An 18,871-nucleotide genomic window follows, 5' to 3' on the forward strand; every position below is an offset into this window, starting at 1 on the left:
ATATCAACGATGGGAAAGAGCTAAATTGCTATCCCCGCGCTGCGGGATTCCTGCACCTTCCCATGTCGGTTAATTGGCCGGGACGGCTCCTGTACTTTTCCTTCCAGATTGTGCCGGTAGTTCTTCAGTACATCGTTCCAGTCATTCAAATGGGGCTGATGTATGGAAATGTGATAGGAGTTCCCGTACCTTTCCATAATTCTTTTTGTTCCGTTACGGCCGGCGTCAATCTCGTGTCCGAAATCTTTACTGTCATTATTCAGACCGATAACAATGTTCTTGATCTCCGGATGCTCTCTGAGATACCGGTCAAGTGCAAGTGTCGTCCCTGCGCCGCCAAGTGATATCATGGGGCAGTTAATCCGATCACTGCCGGTTATCTTGCACAGACTCCAATAGCTCATAGTCTCGATTGGGCTTTCAAATACGCAGATCGTATTATTCCCCGTACTGCCTTCCAGTGCAAAAGGATAGCTCTTGTCGGAACCGGAAACATCAACTTTTATGGGTTTTCCAAATGAATTCATTGAGCGCAGCGAAGCATAGTGGGGGACACCCTCCTGATCAAATCCCAACATCACCAGATTCTGATACATGCGGATTTGCTCTGTTTCTAATAGATTTTTGATTGTATCGGGGGACAGGCACTCTTTTGTAATGAATGGAGCACCTTTGAATCCGGTGCTGACCTGTTCCCGAATGCCGGGTACTTTCCCAAAATCCTTCAAGTCTTTTTCTTTAATTGCATATCGAGCCTGTCCGTCTTTAGTATAGCCTATAAGCTTTAGCTTGTTGTATGCTACGCACGGGTAGATTTTACGTTGCTCTACCAGGTCATTTATAAAGTCATGGTCAAAGCACCTTGTTTTGGTAAGATAGGCAAACAAAGCATCATAGTCCTTTGCGTGTTCCGGAAGAATGAATTCAGCTTTTTCTTCCTGTATAGAATGCGGCATGCTTAGTGCCGGCCCCACCGGCGCTGGTAAATTAATTGTCCCGGCAAGGATACAGACAGCCTCCTTGTAGCTTTTATTTTCATATGTCTGAATAAAGTCCAGTGCACGACCGTGCTTATGCTGAGAATTCCAGTACCATTTCCCGCTTTGCTGAAATACCATACTGTCATGTTCCTTTAAACGGTATTCATTGCCGACTCTAATCAGCTTGTAGCCTCTGGAAAGGGCGTATTGCAGCGCGTTATTATTTTGTAAGGCTACTTGAAGTTCGTCGTCAGTGTAATAAATTTCACCGGTTTTACGGCTAACGGACATTCCGTATCACTCCTTTCAGCAAATAGAAAGCGGGGCAGCTCATGGCTGCTCCGCCTCCAGATAATGTATTAGTTTCTTCCGCAGTTTGTTTCCCAGGCTTTGCTTTGCGGGTAAATATTTCTTAATATCTAACATCTGTGTCTGCGTAACGAATCGATAGACGGCTGTATGCAGCTTCCCCTTCCATGCCTTTTGTCGGTGGAAAGAGACTCTTTTCTGCCCCGGCTTCCGTCGCTGCGCTTGAAAATGAAAGCCAATAAAATGCAGGTTACGCCGATAACGCTGAACGAGCTTGCGGATCGGGACCCTTTGCATTACGGACTGCGCGGTTCCGCGACAAGGGTGGTAAAAATTTATCCGCCTTTGCGGACACAGCGGCGGCCGCGGAGTACGAAAAAAGGAAGACTTGGCGATGCTGGAGCATTTGGCAGAACGGCTGGGCGGTTCCCTTGCATGCTCACGCGCACTGGTGGAAAAGGGCTTGATGCCTCATGAAAAGCAGATTGGTCTGTCGGGGGCCGCGGTTTGTCCCGATTTGCTGCTTACCTTTGGAATTTCAGGCTCCGTGCAGTTTCAGGCAGGAATTCGCCGGGCGAAGACGATTCTTGCTGTCAATAATGATCCGGAAGCGAAAATTTTTGACATAGCGCATATCCCCGTCTGCAGCGATTTGTATGAAATTGTTCCGGCATTACTTGATAAACTGGGAGACGCAGTTCCGTAGGTTCCGTTTATTTGCTATCCCGAAATTACATACCCCCGGGGCCGAAGGAAAATACCGTAAAGGCGGATTATGTGAGTGGAGGAGGTTCTCTTTTGATACGATTTGAAAATGTTACGAAAACCTTTAAACAAGGCGATGTCATTCGGGACATCAGCTTCGAAATTCAGGACGAGGAAATTGTTGTACTGGTCGGCCCCAGCGGCTGCGGGAAAACCACAACGTTAAAAATGATCAATAAGCTGGTTTGCCCGACCAGCGGGAAAATTTTTATCGACAATAAGGATATTGCCCAGTGCGACTCGGTGAAACTGCGGCGCGGAATGGGGTATGTCATTCAAAAAACCGGTCTTTTTCCCCATATGACCGTGAAAGAGAATATCGAAGTCATTTTGCAGATTGAAGGAATGAAACCCGACAAAAGAGAACATGTCACTACGGAAATGATGCGGATTGTGGGGATGGACCCGGATCAGTATTTATACCGGTATCCTGGCCAGCTGAGCGGCGGTCAGCTTCAGAGAATCGGCGTCGCCAGGGCGTTTGCTTCCGACCCGAAAATCGTACTGATGGACGAGCCGTTTTCGGCGCTGGACCCGATTACAAGGGCGCAGCTTCAGTCCGAACTCATCAGTCTGCAGACCCGGCTGAAAAAGACGGTTGTGTTTGTAACGCATGATATGGACGAAGCCGTTAAAATCGCAGACCGCATTTGCATCATACAAAATGGCCGCATTGCGCAATATGACACGCCGGAAAATATTTTAAAATACCCCGCAAACGACTATATTTCCGATTTCGTCGGAAAGAAACGGATTTGGAATACGCCGCAGCTCATTCGGGTAAAGGATATCATGCTTAAAAATCTTGTTGTATGTACTCCGGATACTTCCCTCGCAGAGTGTGCGGAATTAATGGCAAAAAACAGGATCAGCATGGTTCCGGTTACGGATTCCGAAAACCGTGTGCAGGGTATCGTTCTCCAATCCGATCTGATCAAGCAGTCCGACCGGAATCGGCCGGTGGAAAGCATTATGGTGAAAGATTTTCCAGTGATTACAGCGGATGAAAGTTTGCTTGAAACCTTAAATTACATTTTAAAGAATAAGCTCGATTTTGTGCCGGTCGTAGAGGACGGGAAACACTTAATCGGCCTGATTACTTCCAGAAATCTGATGGCTGTTTTAAGCAGGCAGTTTGTAGACAGGGAGGGTGTGAAATGACAGCTTTCTTTACAAGCTTTTGGAATATGCGGGAGCAGGTGCTCTCTCTGCTTTTAGGCCATATTGAGCTGACGTTTTTGTCGGTGGGAATCGCCGTGCTGATCGGCGTGCCCGCCGGAATCCTGATTACCCGTTCCCCCGGCTTTTCGAAGCCGGTTTTGGGAGTGGCAAACGTTGTGCAGGCAATCCCCAGCCTTGCCATGCTGGGCTTTTTGATTCCTTATCTGGGAATCGGCAAGGCCGCCGCTGTTTTCTGCGTGGTGATCTATTCTTTACTGCCGATTATAAAAAACACCTGCATCGGGCTGAACAGCATCGACAGCGACACACTGGAAGCGGCGGAAGGTATCGGCATGACAAAAAGGCAGATTCTGGGAAAGGTGCGGTTCCCGCTTGCGCTTCCGGTGATTATGGGAGGAATCCGTATCGCCGCGGTGAATGCCGTGGGGTTTGTTACCATTGCGGCGTTTATCGGCGCCGGCGGCCTTGGTTATCTGGTCTATTCGGGAATACAGACCAGCAATATGGATATGATATTAAGCGGCGCGATTCCCGCCTGTATTCTTGCTCTGCTGGTCGATTTTATCCTTGGTTTGCTGGAGAAAGCGGTAACGCCGTTAAGCTTACGGAATCCGGCGGCCATTATGACAAAGGAAAAGATTGTCCGCCGGAAAAGGACGCGCAGAACGGTGTTTGTCAGTGTGCTGTTAATCATTGCGCTGACGGTCGCGAGCACAATTATGCCTTTCTTTAAGCCGGAAAGTAAAGTGATTCATGTTGGTTCGAAAAATTTTACGGAACAGCTGATTCTGGGAAACATATACGCAGACCTGATTGAGGCAAAAACCGATATAAAAGTCGTTCGCGATCTGAATTTAGGAAGCACGGACATTTGCTATAATGCTTTAAAAAATCATGATATCGATCTGTATGTGGAATATACGGGTACGGCATACGGCAGCCTTTTGAATCAGGGAATGTCGACGGATAAAGAGAAGATTTACTCGACGGTCAGTGATCTGATGAGTAAACAGGGAATCCGCGTTTGGAAACCGATCGGCTTTAATAATTCCTTTGTGCTGTCCGTTCGCCAGAGCACGGCGGATCAGTACCACCTGAATACGATTTCCGATCTGGGAAAGGTCAGCCGGCAGCTCGTGTTTTCGCCGACCATCGAGTTTAACAACCGGAAGGACGGAATAGACGCCCTGAACGACGCATACAACTTGAAATTTAAAAGCATTTCGCCGATCGAAGGCGGGCTTGGATACACCGCGATCGACAGTAAGAAATGCGATGTTTTAACGGCGTATTCTACGGACGGATTGATTAAAACCTATCATTTAAAAGTATTGCAGGATGATAAAAACGCGCTTCTTTCTTATTATGCCATTCCCATGATCAATGAGGAAAAACTGTTGAAGTACCCGGAGCTTGAAAAGGTTCTGGATATGGTAACCGGCCTGTTGGACGATGAAACGATGCGTTCTTTAAATTATCTTGTGGATCAGGAAAGACAAACGCCGGAACATGTCGCTTTGAACTTTTTAAAAAGCAAAGGATTGTGCTGAGGAAAAACATTAACAGGAAGTTCTGTAGTATACTGGAATAAATATTTTGATAAAGAGGTGCATAATGAGGCTGACTACAGAAGAGTTTTTAACAAATACGGAAATCTGCCCAATGATAGCGGCTGTGAATAAGTGGGAAGCGGTTGAAAAGTGCGGCGATGTGGATTGCAAGATGGTAAATGTTGTCTTTGGAGACATTTGTACCATTTCGGACATCGTAAAAAAGCTGAAGGATATGGGAAAGCAGGTTTTTGTTCATGTGGATCTGATTACGGGTTTCGCCAGTAAGGAAATTTGCGTGGACTTCATTAAAAAATATACTGAGTCAGACGGAATTATCAGCACGAAGCCCTATCTAATTAAACGAGCCAATGAATTGGATTTATTTACGATTCAGCGTTTCTTTATGCTTGACTTCATTACCTATGCCAATGTCGTTAAGCATGTGCATGTAACCAATCCGAATGTGGTGGAATTAATGCCCGCAGGATTGTCAAAGGTGATTCGGTATTTATGTGCAGAGATCGACCGGCCTGTTGTTGCGGGCGGCCTGGTACTGGATAAGGACGATGTAATCGGCGCCTTAAGTGCCGGCGCAATTGCCGTATCAACGACGAATCAGGCGCTTTGGAGCATAGGATGATCATTATGCACAAAAATTTCAAAATTAATTATAAAAAAGTAGTGTTGACAAACAGAAATTGATTCGGTATACTAAGCATAGTTACTAAAGAGATGAAGAGAAAGTAGCTTTAACACAGCACAATGTTGTGTTAAAGCTGCTTTTTTTGTTCTTTTGACTAAGAACAGCATACAGTATAGTGCGCAGATACTGTTTACCAAATCTTCGTCTTATAATTTATTTCAATAATTGGGAGGAAAAAATAATGGGATTCGATATCAATGACTTTTCAATGGACTTTTTCAGCCTGAAAGGGAAAAATGCAGTTGTGACCGGCGGAAACAGCGGTCTTGGGCAGTGCTTCTCCCTTGCGCTGGCAAAAGCGGGAGCGAATGTTTTTGTAGCAAGCTTTTTGGAAGATGACGGGACGACAGAAAAACTGATTGAGGGAACCGGCGGCAAGATGGGCTTTATGAAGTGCGATCTTACCGAAAAGGGCGTTCCGGCGAAAGTGATTGAAAGCTGTGTGAAGCAATTCGGCAGCATTGATATTTTGGTGAACTGTGCCGGTATTTGCAAGCTGGACGACGTGCTGGATTTCGACCGTAAAGACTGGGACCCGATGATTGCGGTGGGCCTGACAGCGGCCTTTGAAATGAGCTACGAGGCAGCCAAATACATGGTTCCGCAGAAGAGCGGTAAAATCATTAATATTTGCTCCCTGTTCTCTTTCCTGGGCGGCCTGGGTTCCCCGGCGTATGCCGCGATGAAGCACGGCCTTACCGGTTTCACAAAGGCTTATGCGGATGAACTTGGAAAATATAACGTTCAGGTGAACGGAATTGCTCCCGGTTATTACGCTACCGACATTACGGTTGCTACCCGCAGCAATCCGGTAACAAACCAGCGTGTGCTTGACCATATTCCGGCGAATCGCTGGGGCGAGCGGCAAGACCTGATGGGCACCACCGTGTTCCTGGCGAGCCACGCGTCCGATTACGTGAATGGTACGATGGTTGTTGTAGACGGCGGCTATCTCGTACGCTGAAATTCCCGAAATTATGGTATGGTGGCGGGATTCGTCCCGCCGCCTGTTTTCGTTAGAAAGGCAGTGAAGCTTATATGAATAAGAAATATATTTTGGCTGTGGACGGCGGTTCCCAAAGTTCCAAGATCATGATTTTTGATCTGGAAGGAAATGTTGTCTGCGAGGGGAAAGAAAACCTGAAGCCGTTGAATCTGCCGTCGCCGGGAGTTGTTGAGCATCCGGATGACGATCTTTGGGATTCGATCGCCGTTGCCAGTAAAAAAACGCTGAAAGCATTTGAAGGAAATACAGACGATATTCTGGCTGTGGGGCTTTGCACGATACGCTTTTGCCGCGCTCTTCTGAAAAAGGACGGCTCCCTTTATTCCCCCGTTATGAGCTGGATGGATCAGCGCGTTTCGCGCAAGCACGAGCAGGTCAGCGACGAAATCGCCTATGTAACAACTTCTTCCGGGTATATCACGCATCGCTTTACCGGGAATTTCAACGATACCGCGGCGAACTATCAGGGCGTTTGGCCGATGGATACCGATACGTGGCAGTGGTATGAGGACGATCAAAAAATTGCCGATTATAATCTGACGCGCGATATGCTGTTCCACCTGCAGATGCCCGGTACCATTCTGGGATATGTAACGAAGGAAGCCTCGGAGGCAACGGGTATTCCGGAAGGTCTCCCGGTAGTCGCGACTTCCAACGACAAAGCCGTTGAGGCGCTGGGCGCGGGCTGCACCGGGGAAAGAACGGCGCTGATTTCGCTCGGCACCTATATCGCCGGAATGGTTCAGGGGCACGACAATCCAAAGAATACCGTGAATTTCTGGACTAACTTTGCTTCCGTCCCCAACCAGTACCTGTACGAGAGCAACGGGATTCGGCGCGGTATGTGGACAATCAGCTGGTTTAAAAACGTATTAGGAGACAGCTTTGAGCAAAAGGCGAAGGAAATGGGAATCTGCGCAGAGGAATTGCTGAATCGGGAAGCGGAGGAAATTCCGGCGGGCAGCGATGGTTTAATGACGGTATTGGATTGGCTGGCTCCGGCGGACAAGCAGTTTAAAAAGGGCATGATGATCGGTTTCGACGGCCGCCATACCCGTGCGCATATGTACCGCTCCATTCTGGAAGGCATTGCGCTGACAATGAAGTGCCGGCTTGATGAAATGTGTGACGAACTGGGAATCACGCTGGACAATCTTATTATTTCCGGCGGCGGTTCCAACAGCGATTTGTTTATGCAGATTTTCTCGGATGTATTTGGGATTCCGGCTTCCAGAAATATTGTGAACGGCTCGGCGGCGGTTGGTTCGGCAATCTGCGCGGCGGTTGCGGTCGGAGCATATAAGGATTTCGATGAAGCCGTGCGCCATATGGTACGCATTCGCGATACGTTCCGGCCGGATCTAAAGAATACGGAGCTATACGGAAAGATGAACGCCGTATATCAGGATATTACGAATCATACGGATGATATTCTGAAACGTTCTTACGAAATATTCAGTTGATTTTTTGATCATGACCGAAAAGCAGAACGAGTCTGTCAATATCCTTTTTGGGTTAGATCGGAGAAAATATGAAGCCTTTGATATTGATCACGAATGACGATGGAATTTATTCTCCCGGACTTCATGCGGCGGCGGAGGCAGTATCGGATTTAGGCGAATTGCTGATTGCGGCGCCGCATTGTCAGCAGACCAGTATGGGGCGTGCTTTTCCGCGTACGGAGGATTTGGGAATCATTGAGACGACCTCGCTGATGATTCATGGTAAAAGCACCAAAGCGTACGCCGTACATGGTTCCCCCGCCTATGCGGTGGCGCACGCTGTGCTGGAAATTGCGGGCCGCAAACCGGATTTGTGCATCAGCGGGATTAACTACGGTGAAAACCTTGGTATGGTGGCTACATGCAGCGGGACGCTGGGAGCGGCTTTCGAGGCGAATTCTCATGGAATACCGGCGATTGCTTCTTCGTTGCAGACGCCGATCTCTTTGCAGAGAAAAACAGATTACGGCCCGGCGGATTGGAGTGCGGCTTCCGTTATAACGCGGAGGACAACGGAATTTGTTTTGAAAAAAGGGATGCCGGAAGGCGCCAGTATTTTTAATATCAATGTTCCTGAAAAGCCGAAATATCTTCAGAATTATCATATTACACGGCAAAGCCATCAGAATTATTTTGATTTTATCCGCCCTGAGCAGCGGGATTTTTCGAAAAGATTTGAATTAAAGTCCCGGTTGTACGTAGACCTTGATACGCTCGAGCCGGACAGTGATATCTATGCGGTTTATATTGAAAAGGTTATTTCGGTAACGCCTATGACATGGGACATGACGGCCAGAGTATTTTAAATATAGACTCTTGCAGTGTTTTGGAATGTAATATCGTTTTCACCAAGTATTGATAGAAGGATTTCTGTCCATACTTGGTGAAATTTTTTTGACATTCCTGATGAACTGTGCTATATAAGAAGAGTATGGCGAACCGAAGGGATGATTTCAGGGCAGCGCGAATCACCAAATCAATTTTCAAGGAGTATCAAAAAACATGCAGTATATCATTGATCAACTGAAAAACCTTACGTCGATTGACAGCCCAAGCGGGTTTACCGGAGACGTTACCAAATATACGATGGAACAGTTCGAGAAGCTCGGATATGCGCCGTATCTGACCAAAAAGGGATGCGTGGTGTGCGATCTGGGCGGAGAGGGCAGCCCGTTGATTCTCTCTGCTCATATCGATACGCTTGGCGGTATGGTGGCCGAGATCAAAAAGAACGGCAGGCTGCGCATTACCAACATCGGCGGTTTAAATGCCAACAACTGTGAAACCGAAAACTGCCGAATCCGTACCCGTTCCGGCAAAGTATTTGAGGGGACGCTTCAGATGAATGACCCCTCCATTCATGTTAACGGAGAATACTCCAAGCAGAACAGAACGTTTGACGATATGGAGATCGTTATCGATGAAGAGGTAAAGGAGAAAAAGAATACCGAGGCCCTGGACATCTGCAACGGGGACTTCGTTTGTTTTGATCCGCGCACTACGGTCACGGAAAGCGGATATATCAAGAGCCGTTTTCTGGACGATAAACTTTCCGTCGCGATTCTTCTGGGCCTTGCAAAGGAACTTCGGGAGAAAAAGCTTCGGCTCAGGCGAAAAGTCTATGTCTTTATTACGGTGTATGAAGAAGTCGGCCACGGAGCCTGCGGCGCTCTTCCGGCGGATGCGGAAGAAATCATCAGCGTGGATATGGGCTGTATAGGGGAAGGCCTGGCCTGTGACGAGAAGATGGTAAGCATTTGTGCCAAGGATTCCCATGGACCCTATGATTATGATGTCACCAACGATTTGATCCGGTGCGCAGAGGATAGCAAGCTCAATTTTGCCGTGGATGTGTACCCTTATTACGGGTCGGACGCCGACGCCGCGCTTGCCGCCGGTTATGATTTGAAGCATGGCCTGATTGGAGCCGGCGTCTATGCCTCCCATGGCTACGAACGGTCTCATATAGACGGCGTCGGCAACACGTTGAAATTGCTGGAATTGTACATAAAAAAAGAATAAGCTTTTACGCAGACTTGCGTATTTCCTATGACCGGACCCTCTCAGCCGATTGGCCGGGAGGGTTTTATTTTTTCCAATCCCAGCGATGGGGATATAGAAAAACTTGCATCTGCCATACAATCTGTCTTAGGATGCGAATCGGTCAGCCGAATCATAAAAAACAGCCCCCTGCGAGCCTCTTTCGGCAGGCAGGGGACTTGGATGCAGATCATTCCATAGGAACGCCGATAAAAATGGAAATAAGTATTGACAAGTATTCCAAAAAATAGTATTATGTAACGCGTCGCCAAAAAACGACAAAAGAAATGGGAGCATAGCTCAGCTGGTTAGAGCACCTGCCTTACAAGCAGGGGGTCATAGGTTCGAGTCCTATTGTTCCCACCAAGGAATGGCTCGGTAGTTCAGCTGGTTAGAACGCTAGCCTGTCACGCTAGAGGTCGTCGGTTCGATCCCGATCCGAGTCGCCATTTGCCTCTGTAGCTCAGTCGGTAGAGCAGGGGACTGAAAATCCCCGTGTCGGTGGTTCGATTCCGCCCGGAGGCACCAAATATGCGAATGTAGCTCATCTGGTAGAGCGCCACCTTGCCAAGGTGGAGGTAGCGAGTTCGAGCCTCGTCGTTCGCTCCAGTCTGAGTCCGGGCGCAATCTGCGTTCGGACTCTTTTTTTGCGCTTAGCTGTAACGAAAACGGGGAACCGATTTTTTCGGTTCCCCGTTTTGAGCACTACGGAATCATTCGAAGCTTACGGTATGATTTCATCCTTATTAAAACATTGCCCGTCGGAAGATAAGCAGATTCCTTCCTTTGTCTTGATCAAATCAAAATCAATCGATTCAATATGGAATCCGGACCGTTCCAATAAGTTGATCAGGTGATCCTTGTCTTTTCCCATTCTTCCTAAGTATACACACTCAATCCCGCTGTTCAGCGCGTCTAAAATATCGTCTCTGAATCCGTGGTATTCATTATAAAGCATACGGTACGCTCTGTAAGCCATGACCGTTTCCGCTAAATACTCTCTTGATACATTTTTTAGCGAACATCCGCGGTTCTGGCTGCTGATTAAAGAATTTACGTCGCTGTAGGAATTATATTCCACATAGTATGTTCCTTTATATTTTGTAACGGAAACACTGCACTTAACCCCGTTTTTCAAATAATAATAAACTACACAGGGGACGTTGTCTTTTGATTTTGTTACCAATACGTCGTAACCGGGATCGCCTTGTCCAAATCCGGCTACGTGATGAATTGTCCCTTCGCCCGGTACTTTGAGTTTATTTATAAATTGAGCCATTTTGCCACCCCTTCTCTATTTTTTCGATTATTTTCCTTATTATATAACTCTATATTTTATCTGTAAAGAGATAAATTTCCCGGCATATTGAATAAAGCAAACCGTGAACCGGTTAGATCAAGATTTGCATCATTCCTTTTTATAAGAAAAATCCCCCTGCCGGAAAAAACGGCAAGGGGATTTCGCATTTCTCAAAATTAGGCTTCGATTTCTTTTTTATCGAAATCCGGACCAAATTTCAGCCTGGCGCTTTCGATAATCAGGCGGATACAGTTGTCGTCGCCAAGCCGTTCGCTATTGAAGCAAAGGTCGTAGTTTGCAGGGTTGTTCCAATTTCTGCCGGTATAATATTCGTAGAAATCGGCACGGTACCGGTCGATCTTTTCAATATGGGATTCCGCTTCTTTTTCCGAAAATCCCATAAGGTCCATGACAGCTTTTGTACAGAATGCGTGGGATGCCTGAATATTCACGCTCAGTACGTTCGGGCTATCCTTCAGGATAAAATCCGCGGCACGGCCCATTACGACGAAGGATTCCTTTTGCGCCAGGCTGCGGAGAACCTTGGCCTGGAAATTAAACAGATTTTCATCGGAAGTAAAACCGTTTTGTTCGGGTTTCAGGACATCGCCCAAATGGCCTTTTCCGCTGTTTTTAAAAAGCAGGGCCGATTTTTTCACCCGTTCGTCCGCCTGACCGAAAAGCGCTTCGTTAATTCCGCTTTCGATTGATGCAAGCTGCAGCAATTCCCTGTCCACAAAATCAATATTCAATTTATCGGCCAGTTTTTGCCCGATGCGTCGTCCGCCGCTTCCGTATCCGCGCGCGATCGTAATTGCATAATTCATAATTTATTCCTCCTATTACGCTAAGTGCCGCTCTTGTGATCTATTTTCGCCGTGATTTATTACTATTATCAGTATAAATATTATTGGAATTTTGTCAATATTTCATAATGAATTTCATGAACAAAATCCGCATGAAATGGAAAAGCAATGCAGGCTTTTCCGTATCTTTGTTCATGCGCCGGGAATGGAGCCGAACGATTTGCCTTTCTTATCATACTGTAAAATAAATTGAATTGCAACTGCTTATGATTACCGGGAATTGGGAAATACTATCTCAATAAAATAACATCGAGGTAGTAAAAGAATTGGGAAAAAACGGTATATCTTCAAGCATTTCGGAAAATTTAAAGCAAATTACAAATACAATCGGAAACGATCTGGATTTTACCGTTCGCGTTTTTGATATCCTATTGAACAAGCATGTTTTAAAAGGCGCGGTTATCTTTATAAACGGAATGGCGGATACAAACAAACTGAACAGCTTATCGATGGAGTTAAACGAAACAATTTTGTCCCAAACATGGGATGGGCTGACCTTAGAGGACTGCTTTATCAAATTAAAAACATCGCTGCTGTGTCAGGTGAAAGTTTCTGTGGGCTCCGACAGCGAAACAATATACGAGGAAGTGCTGTCCGGGAATACCATCCTTTTGCTGGACGGAATGGATCGATACCTGATTTTAAACACCATAGGGCCGGATGGCAGAAGTATTACGGAATCGACTTCGCAAACCATTATCCGCGGTCCAAAAGAAGCGTTTACGGAAAAATTAACGGTTAATATCACGCTAATCCGAAGAATTATAAAGGCTAAATCGCTTAAAATCGAAAAAATGTCGATTGGGAATCTTACGAAAACAAATGTGGCAATTTTATATTTGGATCAGATTGCAAAAGAAGAAATGCTCAACGAAGTAAGGACAAGGCTGAAAAACATAAAAGTGGACAGTATCCTCGACAGCGGATACATTGAGGAATATATCAAGGATGATCCAAATTCCATTTTTCCGACAATCCTGAATTCCGAAAGGCCGGATGCCGTGGCGGGCAACCTGCTCGAAGGGAAAATCGCCGTTTTGGTCGACGGTTCGCCGTATGTCTTAACGGTTCCGGCTTTCTTTATCGATTTTATGCAGGTAAGCGAGGATTACTACCATCATTATATCATTTCCTCTTTTATCCGGCTGCTGCGCTATGTTGCGCTGATCCTTACACTGATTGTCCCGGCGTTTTATATCGCGTTAACCACATTTCATCAGGAAATGATTCCTACAACTTTGCTGGTCAGTATAGCGGCGCAGAGGGAAGGTGTCCCGTTCCCCGCGTTTGTGGAAGTCTTTTTGATGGAAATCATTTTTGAAATTCTGCGGGAGGCCGGAATCCGAATGCCAAGGGCGGTTGGTTCCGCTATTTCGATTGTTGGGGCATTGGTGCTGGGGCAGGCAGCCGTTCAGGCGGGGATTATCTCCGCGTTTATCGTTATTATTGTTTCGATTACGGCTATCACCAGTTTCGCCATTCCAAACTATGAAATGTCCAATGCCGTTCGAATAATACGATTTGGGTTTATGATCCTGTCCACCTGTTTTGGACTATTTGGCGTTTTTATCGGCTTAGTTCTTTTAACGCTGCATTTAAGCAAGTTGAAATCCTTGGGGATTCCCTATATGACGCCTTTGGCGCCGGCAAATGTACAGGAAAACAAAGACGCATTGATTCGTTTCCCGCTGTGGAAAATGAGATATCGGCCTCGTATGATCTCAAAGGCAAAGACTCCCCGGGTTCAAACGGAGCCGCCGGTATCATCCGAGCAAAGTAAAAATCAGGAGATATATTAAACAGAGAACGATCGCGGGGGAGAATTTATGAAATCAAAATGGAAAAGAATTTTTGCCGTCCTCCTTTCTGTTGTGATGTGTTTCAATTTATGCGGATGCTGGAACAGCCGGGAACTCAATACCCTGGCCTTTGTTACTTCCATGGGTTTTGATAAAACCGATACAGGGATTCTTATGACTGTTCAGGTTTTCAATCCCAGGGCGATTGCTTCGCAAAAGACGGTAAATGAAACTTCCGTAATCGTTTATACGCAGGAAGGCAAGGATATCCTGGAAATGCTTCGAAGAATGATTACGCAAAGCCCCAGAAAGATGAATGGTACCCATCTTCAGACGGTTATATTCGGAGAAGACTTTGCAAAGGACGGTATTTCGATGGTTTTGGATTTTTTTACGCGCGAACATCAATTCCGAACGGATATGTATTTTGCGGTCGCCCACGGTACAACGGCGAACAACATTTTGAAGACGCAGACGAAACTGGAAACCAACCCCTCCAATAAACTTTTTTCTTCATTAAAATCATCGGATGAAATCTGGGCGGGAAACAAAGCGATAAAATTGATTGAATTGGTTAATGCGATTGTATCGGACGGCAATAATGCGGCCATCACCGGCGTAGAGCTTACCAATCCTCCTCAGGACAAAGATAATATAAATGCATTGCAGCGGATGGAGGAGGATCCCGTTGTGATAAAAAATCTTGCCGTTTTTAATAAGGATAAATTTGTAGGATGGATCAATGAGGATGAGTGCAAAGGGTACAATTATTTGACGGGGAACGTATCGGAGACCCTGGGTTCTGCTGAAAGCAAGGAAGTAGGAAAAATTACAATGGAGGTAACCCATACGGATGCAAAGCGCAGAGCGGCGTTCGTGAATGGGAAGCCGTCCATAAATGTGGAGATTCATGTTGATGCGAATATTGAAAACGTAACGGGGACGTATGATATTACAAAAGAAGAGAACCTGAATAAAATTGAAAAGCTTGCGGCGGAAAAAGTGGAGAGTCAGTGTTTAGGATCGCTGATACGGACCAAAGAATACGGCTGCGATATTTACGGATTTGGAGAACTGATCCACCGGACATACCCTCAGTACTGGAAAACGGTTAAAAATAATTGGAGTGAGGAGTTTCGAAACCTGCCGGTTTCCGTGAAAGTGGATTATAAAATATTGGCAACGGGCCCGCAGGGGAATCCGTTTTTTGAAAAGGAGAATAAATGAGCTTCGCTGGTGTTGTATTCGTAATCCTTCTCGCAGTTGTCTTATGTTTCCATGACATTCCGGAGATGAAGAAACAAAAGCTTTACCGGGATATTACCGTTTACGTGACTGCTCTTATTTTGGGCATCGTCTTTACTGTTTTAGAAGCCGGCGGGGCAAAACTGCCCAATCCTGCCGATGTTGTCGCTGCCGTTTGTTCGCCGGTTGTTTCGATGTTAAAAGGCGTTTTGGAGTGATACAATTGAATAAAGAAAAAATAAATAATTCTCAGGTGTTTGCGCTGGTTGCGGATTATACAATCGGGACGACCGTTCTTTCCATCATTTCCGGTGTTGCCGGATATGCCGGCCGGGATGCCTGGATTGTTGCACTTGTTACGCCGTTCATGGGGCTGCCGATTTTATGGATGTATTTCTACCTGAACAAATTGTTTCCGGGTAAAACATTGGTGGAAATCATACAGGATGTTTTCGGTAAATGGGTAGGCTGGATTCTGTCGGCCTATTTTGTTTTTTTCGTATGCTTTTTAAGTGTGTCCGAGGTTGTTTTTTATATGGGCAATTTCGTAAAATCGGAATATATGACGGAAACACCTTTATATGCCTTTAATACATTTTTAGTCATTGCCATTGCAGTGGGATTACTGTATGGCATAGAAACAATCGGACGTTCCTCCGAAATATTTCTTTATATCATCAGTTTTCTGATTCTGCTCACCATCTTACTGGACCTTCCCAATATTAAGACGGACAACCTGTTTCCTGTTCTTGAAAACGGAATAGGCCCCGTCTTGAAAGGCTGCCTGTATCTAAACAGTTTTTTGGCCCTGCCGCTTATTGTTTTTGCCTTTTTTTACCCGTTAAATGTTACGGACGTACAAAAGTCCCGTAAATCCTTTTTGGGGGGATATTTCTGGGCGTCTTTCCTGAGCTTCTTATGCACCATTATGTCCATATTCATTTTAGGCGCTACCATAACGGCAAAAACAAATTACCCGACCTATCTGTTTTCAAAAGAGATTAATATTTCATCGATTACCAGATTCGAAGGATTTATCACATTTTCATGGATGTTTGCCGAGTTTATCAAAGTTTCCATTTATTCTTACGCAGGATTAGTGGGATTTACGCAGTTATTCGGCCTGAAAGGTTATAAAAAAATGGTAATTCCCATCGGGATCAGCATACTGGTATTTTCGGGCGTCGTTTATCCCGATATTGCATACCAGCAAAAATGGGATTCGACAACATGGGTGGTTTCTGTTGGAACAATTGGGTTTGTTCTTCCCGCCGCTTTGATAATCGGAAAGAAAATAAAAGATGTCATCCATCATGTTAAAGCGATGGAAACCAAAGAAAAAGCATTCTATGATGACCTAAAAAGTCTGCTGTATCTCTGCCTTGCCGCTATTATTATCATTCTCTCTATCTTCCTGATAAGATTCTTATTGGTATAGATTGCAGCACTCAAGATTCATTAAAAGCAAAGAAAGATGGGGCAGGGAAGACCTGTCCCATCCGTTTCTTCAGAAGTCCGGCTCTTAACGCGCTTGCTTTTCAAGTCTGTGCAGAGGCGGGCTGTATGGATTGCCGGATGCAGACGGCGTTATTTGGACGGAACTGGATTTTTATAATACTGCTGCGCTTTTGTAATCCACCAATAACTGTCCGTCGGGGGAGATCCTGTGCCATGGGTGCTGCTGTTGACGCCTGCTCCGAAAAGAATGGAGGAAACGCCGGCCTGCTTCGCCTCCTGGATATGGGATTGCCAGGTAATCGTGTCTGTTCCGTTATTTGTAATTTTCGGGTCATTGCTCTCGTTCGTTTTAAAGTAGTTAAAGCGGGCGGAGGAACCCGGTTTAAATGTATCCCCCAGGAAGAATACCGGAGCGGAATCTTCGTACTTTGTGGAAGTTCCGTCTAAATCCGGGAATAAGCCGCCGCTGTAAGGGTTGGGGGACTGGCTGCCGTTAATATGCCCTACCGGAATTTGCCAGAGAATAACCGGCAGATTGGAGCCGGTGTGCATGGTGCTCACAAACAGCAGGTAATTGTTCCAGATATCCGCGTTCCAGAACCAGGTTGATCCCGCGGGATCGGAGGAAGCGTTGGTTGCCGCTCCGCCGTCGAGGCCGTATTTATCAATCGAGACAAAGTTTGCACCGTTCGCGGTGACTCCGGCAGATTTGTAATAATCCGTGATAAGCTGGGCTTTGCTTTTAATAAATTCGCGGCCTGCGGGTATTCCGAGCGTTTCGGTTTTATGTAAGATTCCTTTTCCGGGCACATCCGTACCGTCATAAGCCCAAAGATTGAACTGCCAGCCGAAATACGCCTGCGGGCAGTTTTTCCGGACGATATAGTTGATGGATTTTACCAGTCCATCCACCGTATCCGGGAAATCGGGGTCGGTGCCTTTTACCAGTACGCCGCTGCTGTAGGCCGTGTTGACCATTGCAGAAATCTGATTCGGCTGTTTTCCCGATTGCTGCATCATGTAGCCGAGAAAATCGGGTTCCAATACGATTCCTACCGTATCGTCGCCCGCGGTGTTTTTGCAGATATCAAGGAAGTATTTCAGGTCTTTGTAGTACGCGTCCATATAGCTCGCGCTTTGAATATGGTTCGTATCGACCGCAAAGCCTTCGTCGTTGTCCGGAATGTTGTAATAGACGAAGAAGGGGATCATGCCGAGCTGCTGACTGTTTTTAATATAGTTTCTGGCGCGGTCTCCGGGATTGGTTGTCCACGTTTTCCAGCCGTTGATCGGCCCGCCGTTAATGTAGATATAACGGGCGTCGATCTGCTTGTTTTTATCTCTGGGCTGAAAATCTTTCCAGAAATTCAAATCGGAATCGGTGTCTTCACTGACAGAACCGAGAGAAACAGAATCCGGCATGCCGGGAAGGCTTCCGTCCGCATTCCTGACGCGAACCCCGACATAGCGGGTGACGTTCGTTGTCGTCTCCCTGATCTTCAGCGAGGCGCGTCCGGCTTTTAAGCCCTGTATGTGCAGCGTGGACTTGTTTTGAATGGAGCAGCTGACAACGGTGTTATGATTGGTTTCAACCGTGTAAGCCGGATTCGCCGCGCCGACATAGCTGAGGGGGAAATCGCAGCTTTCCTGCTTGATGGTAAATTGGTTAACAAGGAAATCGCCGTCGACACTGTCGATCAGAATATCCCCGTTTGCATTTCCTACGGTTACCGTTATCGTATTGCTGGTGGATGTGCCGTAAGAGTTGGAAAGGGCAACATAATAGGAATAATTTCCGGAAACCGTTTTCCCCGTAATTGCCTTTACGGCGCTTTGCGGGGAGGGCGTGTTGTCTGCGATCGATTCGGAACAAATTTGCTTAAAGGAACCGCCTGTTCCTGCCTTTTCATACAGACACCAGCCGGTAGCGTTGTTTCCGTAATACATGTTCCAGGACAGATTATAATTTCCGTCGGTGTCACCGCCCCATTGGTCGCTGGAGAGGGTTACGCGTCCCGGGACACCGGAAGCAGCCGCGTTTGCGGCAACGAGAGAAGTACTGACCATCATAAGACAAATCACTAATGAAATGATTTTTTTTACTGTTTTCCTCATCTTTTTTCCTCCGTGTTGCAATACTTTCTTCTTTAATTTTCAGTTAAC

The 18,871-nt window shown here is 46.3% G+C and carries 16 protein-coding genes and 4 tRNA genes; 16 read left to right on the top strand and 4 right to left on the bottom strand.

The window, feature by feature from the left end:
- Positions 1-20: 20 nt before the first annotated feature.
- Positions 21-1,271, bottom strand: coding sequence for a toprim domain-containing protein (locus OUY18_RS01070; RefSeq protein ID WP_268056857.1), 1,251 nt, complete (start codon positions 1,269-1,271; stop codon positions 21-23).
- Positions 1,272-1,626: 355 nt separating this feature from the next.
- Between OUY18_RS01070 and OUY18_RS01075 the strand changes: the two genes are divergently transcribed.
- The 12 genes from OUY18_RS01075 (at position 1,627) to OUY18_RS01130 (ending at position 10,649) form a co-directional block, all read left to right on the top strand.
- The gene (locus OUY18_RS01075; protein ID WP_268056964.1) at positions 1,627-1,995 is read left to right on the top strand and encodes an electron transfer flavoprotein subunit alpha/FixB family protein; all 369 of its coding nucleotides are present in this window, start codon (positions 1,627-1,629) and stop codon (positions 1,993-1,995) included.
- Positions 1,996-2,087: 92 nt separating this feature from the next.
- Complete coding sequence (locus OUY18_RS01080; protein WP_268056858.1) at positions 2,088-3,215, top strand: ABC transporter ATP-binding protein; 1,128 nt, start codon at positions 2,088-2,090, stop codon at positions 3,213-3,215.
- A complete protein-coding gene (locus OUY18_RS01085; protein WP_268056859.1) occupies positions 3,212-4,786 on the top strand; it encodes an ABC transporter permease/substrate-binding protein in 1,575 nt (524 codons plus the stop codon). Before OUY18_RS01080 ends, OUY18_RS01085 begins: the two co-directional genes overlap by 4 nt.
- 64 nt (positions 4,787-4,850) lie before the next feature.
- Positions 4,851-5,429, top strand: coding sequence for a glycerol-3-phosphate responsive antiterminator (locus tag OUY18_RS01090; protein ID WP_268056860.1), 579 nt, complete (start codon positions 4,851-4,853; stop codon positions 5,427-5,429).
- Between the two features lie 244 nt (positions 5,430-5,673).
- Positions 5,674-6,456, top strand: a complete 783-nt coding sequence (locus OUY18_RS01095) for an SDR family oxidoreductase (RefSeq protein WP_268056861.1) — start codon at positions 5,674-5,676, stop codon at positions 6,454-6,456.
- A 74-nt stretch (positions 6,457-6,530) separates the two neighbouring features.
- Entirely contained in the window at positions 6,531-7,961 is a 1,431-nt protein-coding gene (locus OUY18_RS01100) for an FGGY-family carbohydrate kinase (RefSeq protein ID WP_268056862.1), read from the top strand.
- A gap of 68 nt (positions 7,962-8,029) precedes the next feature.
- Positions 8,030-8,806, top strand: coding sequence for a 5'/3'-nucleotidase SurE (gene surE / locus OUY18_RS01105; protein ID WP_268056863.1), 777 nt, complete (start codon positions 8,030-8,032; stop codon positions 8,804-8,806).
- Positions 8,807-9,002: 196 nt separating this feature from the next.
- The gene (locus OUY18_RS01110) at positions 9,003-10,022 is read left to right on the top strand and encodes a M42 family metallopeptidase (protein WP_268056864.1); all 1,020 of its coding nucleotides are present in this window, start codon (positions 9,003-9,005) and stop codon (positions 10,020-10,022) included.
- Between the two features lie 307 nt (positions 10,023-10,329).
- Positions 10,330-10,406: transfer RNA gene (locus tag OUY18_RS01115), tRNA-Val, on the top strand.
- A gap of 6 nt (positions 10,407-10,412) precedes the next feature.
- Positions 10,413-10,489, top strand: a tRNA-Asp gene (locus tag OUY18_RS01120).
- Positions 10,490-10,492: 3 nt separating this feature from the next.
- Positions 10,493-10,568: transfer RNA gene (locus OUY18_RS01125), tRNA-Phe, on the top strand.
- Between the two features lie 5 nt (positions 10,569-10,573).
- Positions 10,574-10,649: transfer RNA gene (locus OUY18_RS01130), tRNA-Gly, on the top strand.
- Between the two features lie 115 nt (positions 10,650-10,764).
- On the opposite strand, the gene OUY18_RS01135 is transcribed toward OUY18_RS01130, so the two are convergent.
- A complete protein-coding gene (locus OUY18_RS01135; RefSeq protein WP_268056865.1) occupies positions 10,765-11,319 on the bottom strand; it encodes a hypothetical protein in 555 nt (184 codons plus the stop codon).
- Positions 11,320-11,516: 197 nt separating this feature from the next.
- Positions 11,517-12,167 carry an AAA family ATPase gene (locus tag OUY18_RS01140; RefSeq protein ID WP_268056866.1) on the bottom strand — a complete coding sequence of 217 codons (651 nt, stop codon included), beginning with the start codon at positions 12,165-12,167 and terminating at the stop codon, positions 11,517-11,519.
- Positions 12,168-12,472: 305 nt separating this feature from the next.
- Between OUY18_RS01140 and OUY18_RS01145 the strand changes: the two genes are divergently transcribed.
- From OUY18_RS01145 to OUY18_RS01160, 4 genes are read left to right on the top strand one after another with little or no spacing between them, the layout of a single operon-like run.
- Positions 12,473-14,005, top strand: a complete 1,533-nt coding sequence (locus OUY18_RS01145; RefSeq protein ID WP_268056867.1) for a spore germination protein — start codon at positions 12,473-12,475, stop codon at positions 14,003-14,005.
- A gap of 27 nt (positions 14,006-14,032) precedes the next feature.
- Positions 14,033-15,232 (top strand): Ger(x)C family spore germination protein, encoded by a 1,200-nt coding sequence (locus tag OUY18_RS01150; RefSeq protein WP_268056868.1) that lies wholly within the window; start codon positions 14,033-14,035, stop codon positions 15,230-15,232.
- Positions 15,229-15,468, top strand: a complete 240-nt coding sequence (locus OUY18_RS01155) for a hypothetical protein (RefSeq protein ID WP_268056869.1) — start codon at positions 15,229-15,231, stop codon at positions 15,466-15,468. Before OUY18_RS01150 ends, OUY18_RS01155 begins: the two co-directional genes overlap by 4 nt.
- A 5-nt stretch (positions 15,469-15,473) precedes the next feature.
- Complete coding sequence (locus OUY18_RS01160; protein ID WP_268056870.1) at positions 15,474-16,688, top strand: GerAB/ArcD/ProY family transporter; 1,215 nt, start codon at positions 15,474-15,476, stop codon at positions 16,686-16,688.
- Between the two features lie 149 nt (positions 16,689-16,837).
- Here the strand turns inward: OUY18_RS01160 and OUY18_RS01165 are convergent, their stop codons facing one another.
- Positions 16,838-18,823, bottom strand: coding sequence for a hypothetical protein (locus OUY18_RS01165; protein WP_268056871.1), 1,986 nt, complete (start codon positions 18,821-18,823; stop codon positions 16,838-16,840).
- Between the last annotated feature and the right edge of the window lie 48 nt (positions 18,824-18,871).

The organism is Caproiciproducens galactitolivorans (genome assembly GCF_026672255.1).
In the GTDB taxonomy this organism is placed as follows: Bacteria; Bacillota; Clostridia; order Oscillospirales; family Acutalibacteraceae; genus Caproiciproducens; species Caproiciproducens galactitolivorans_A.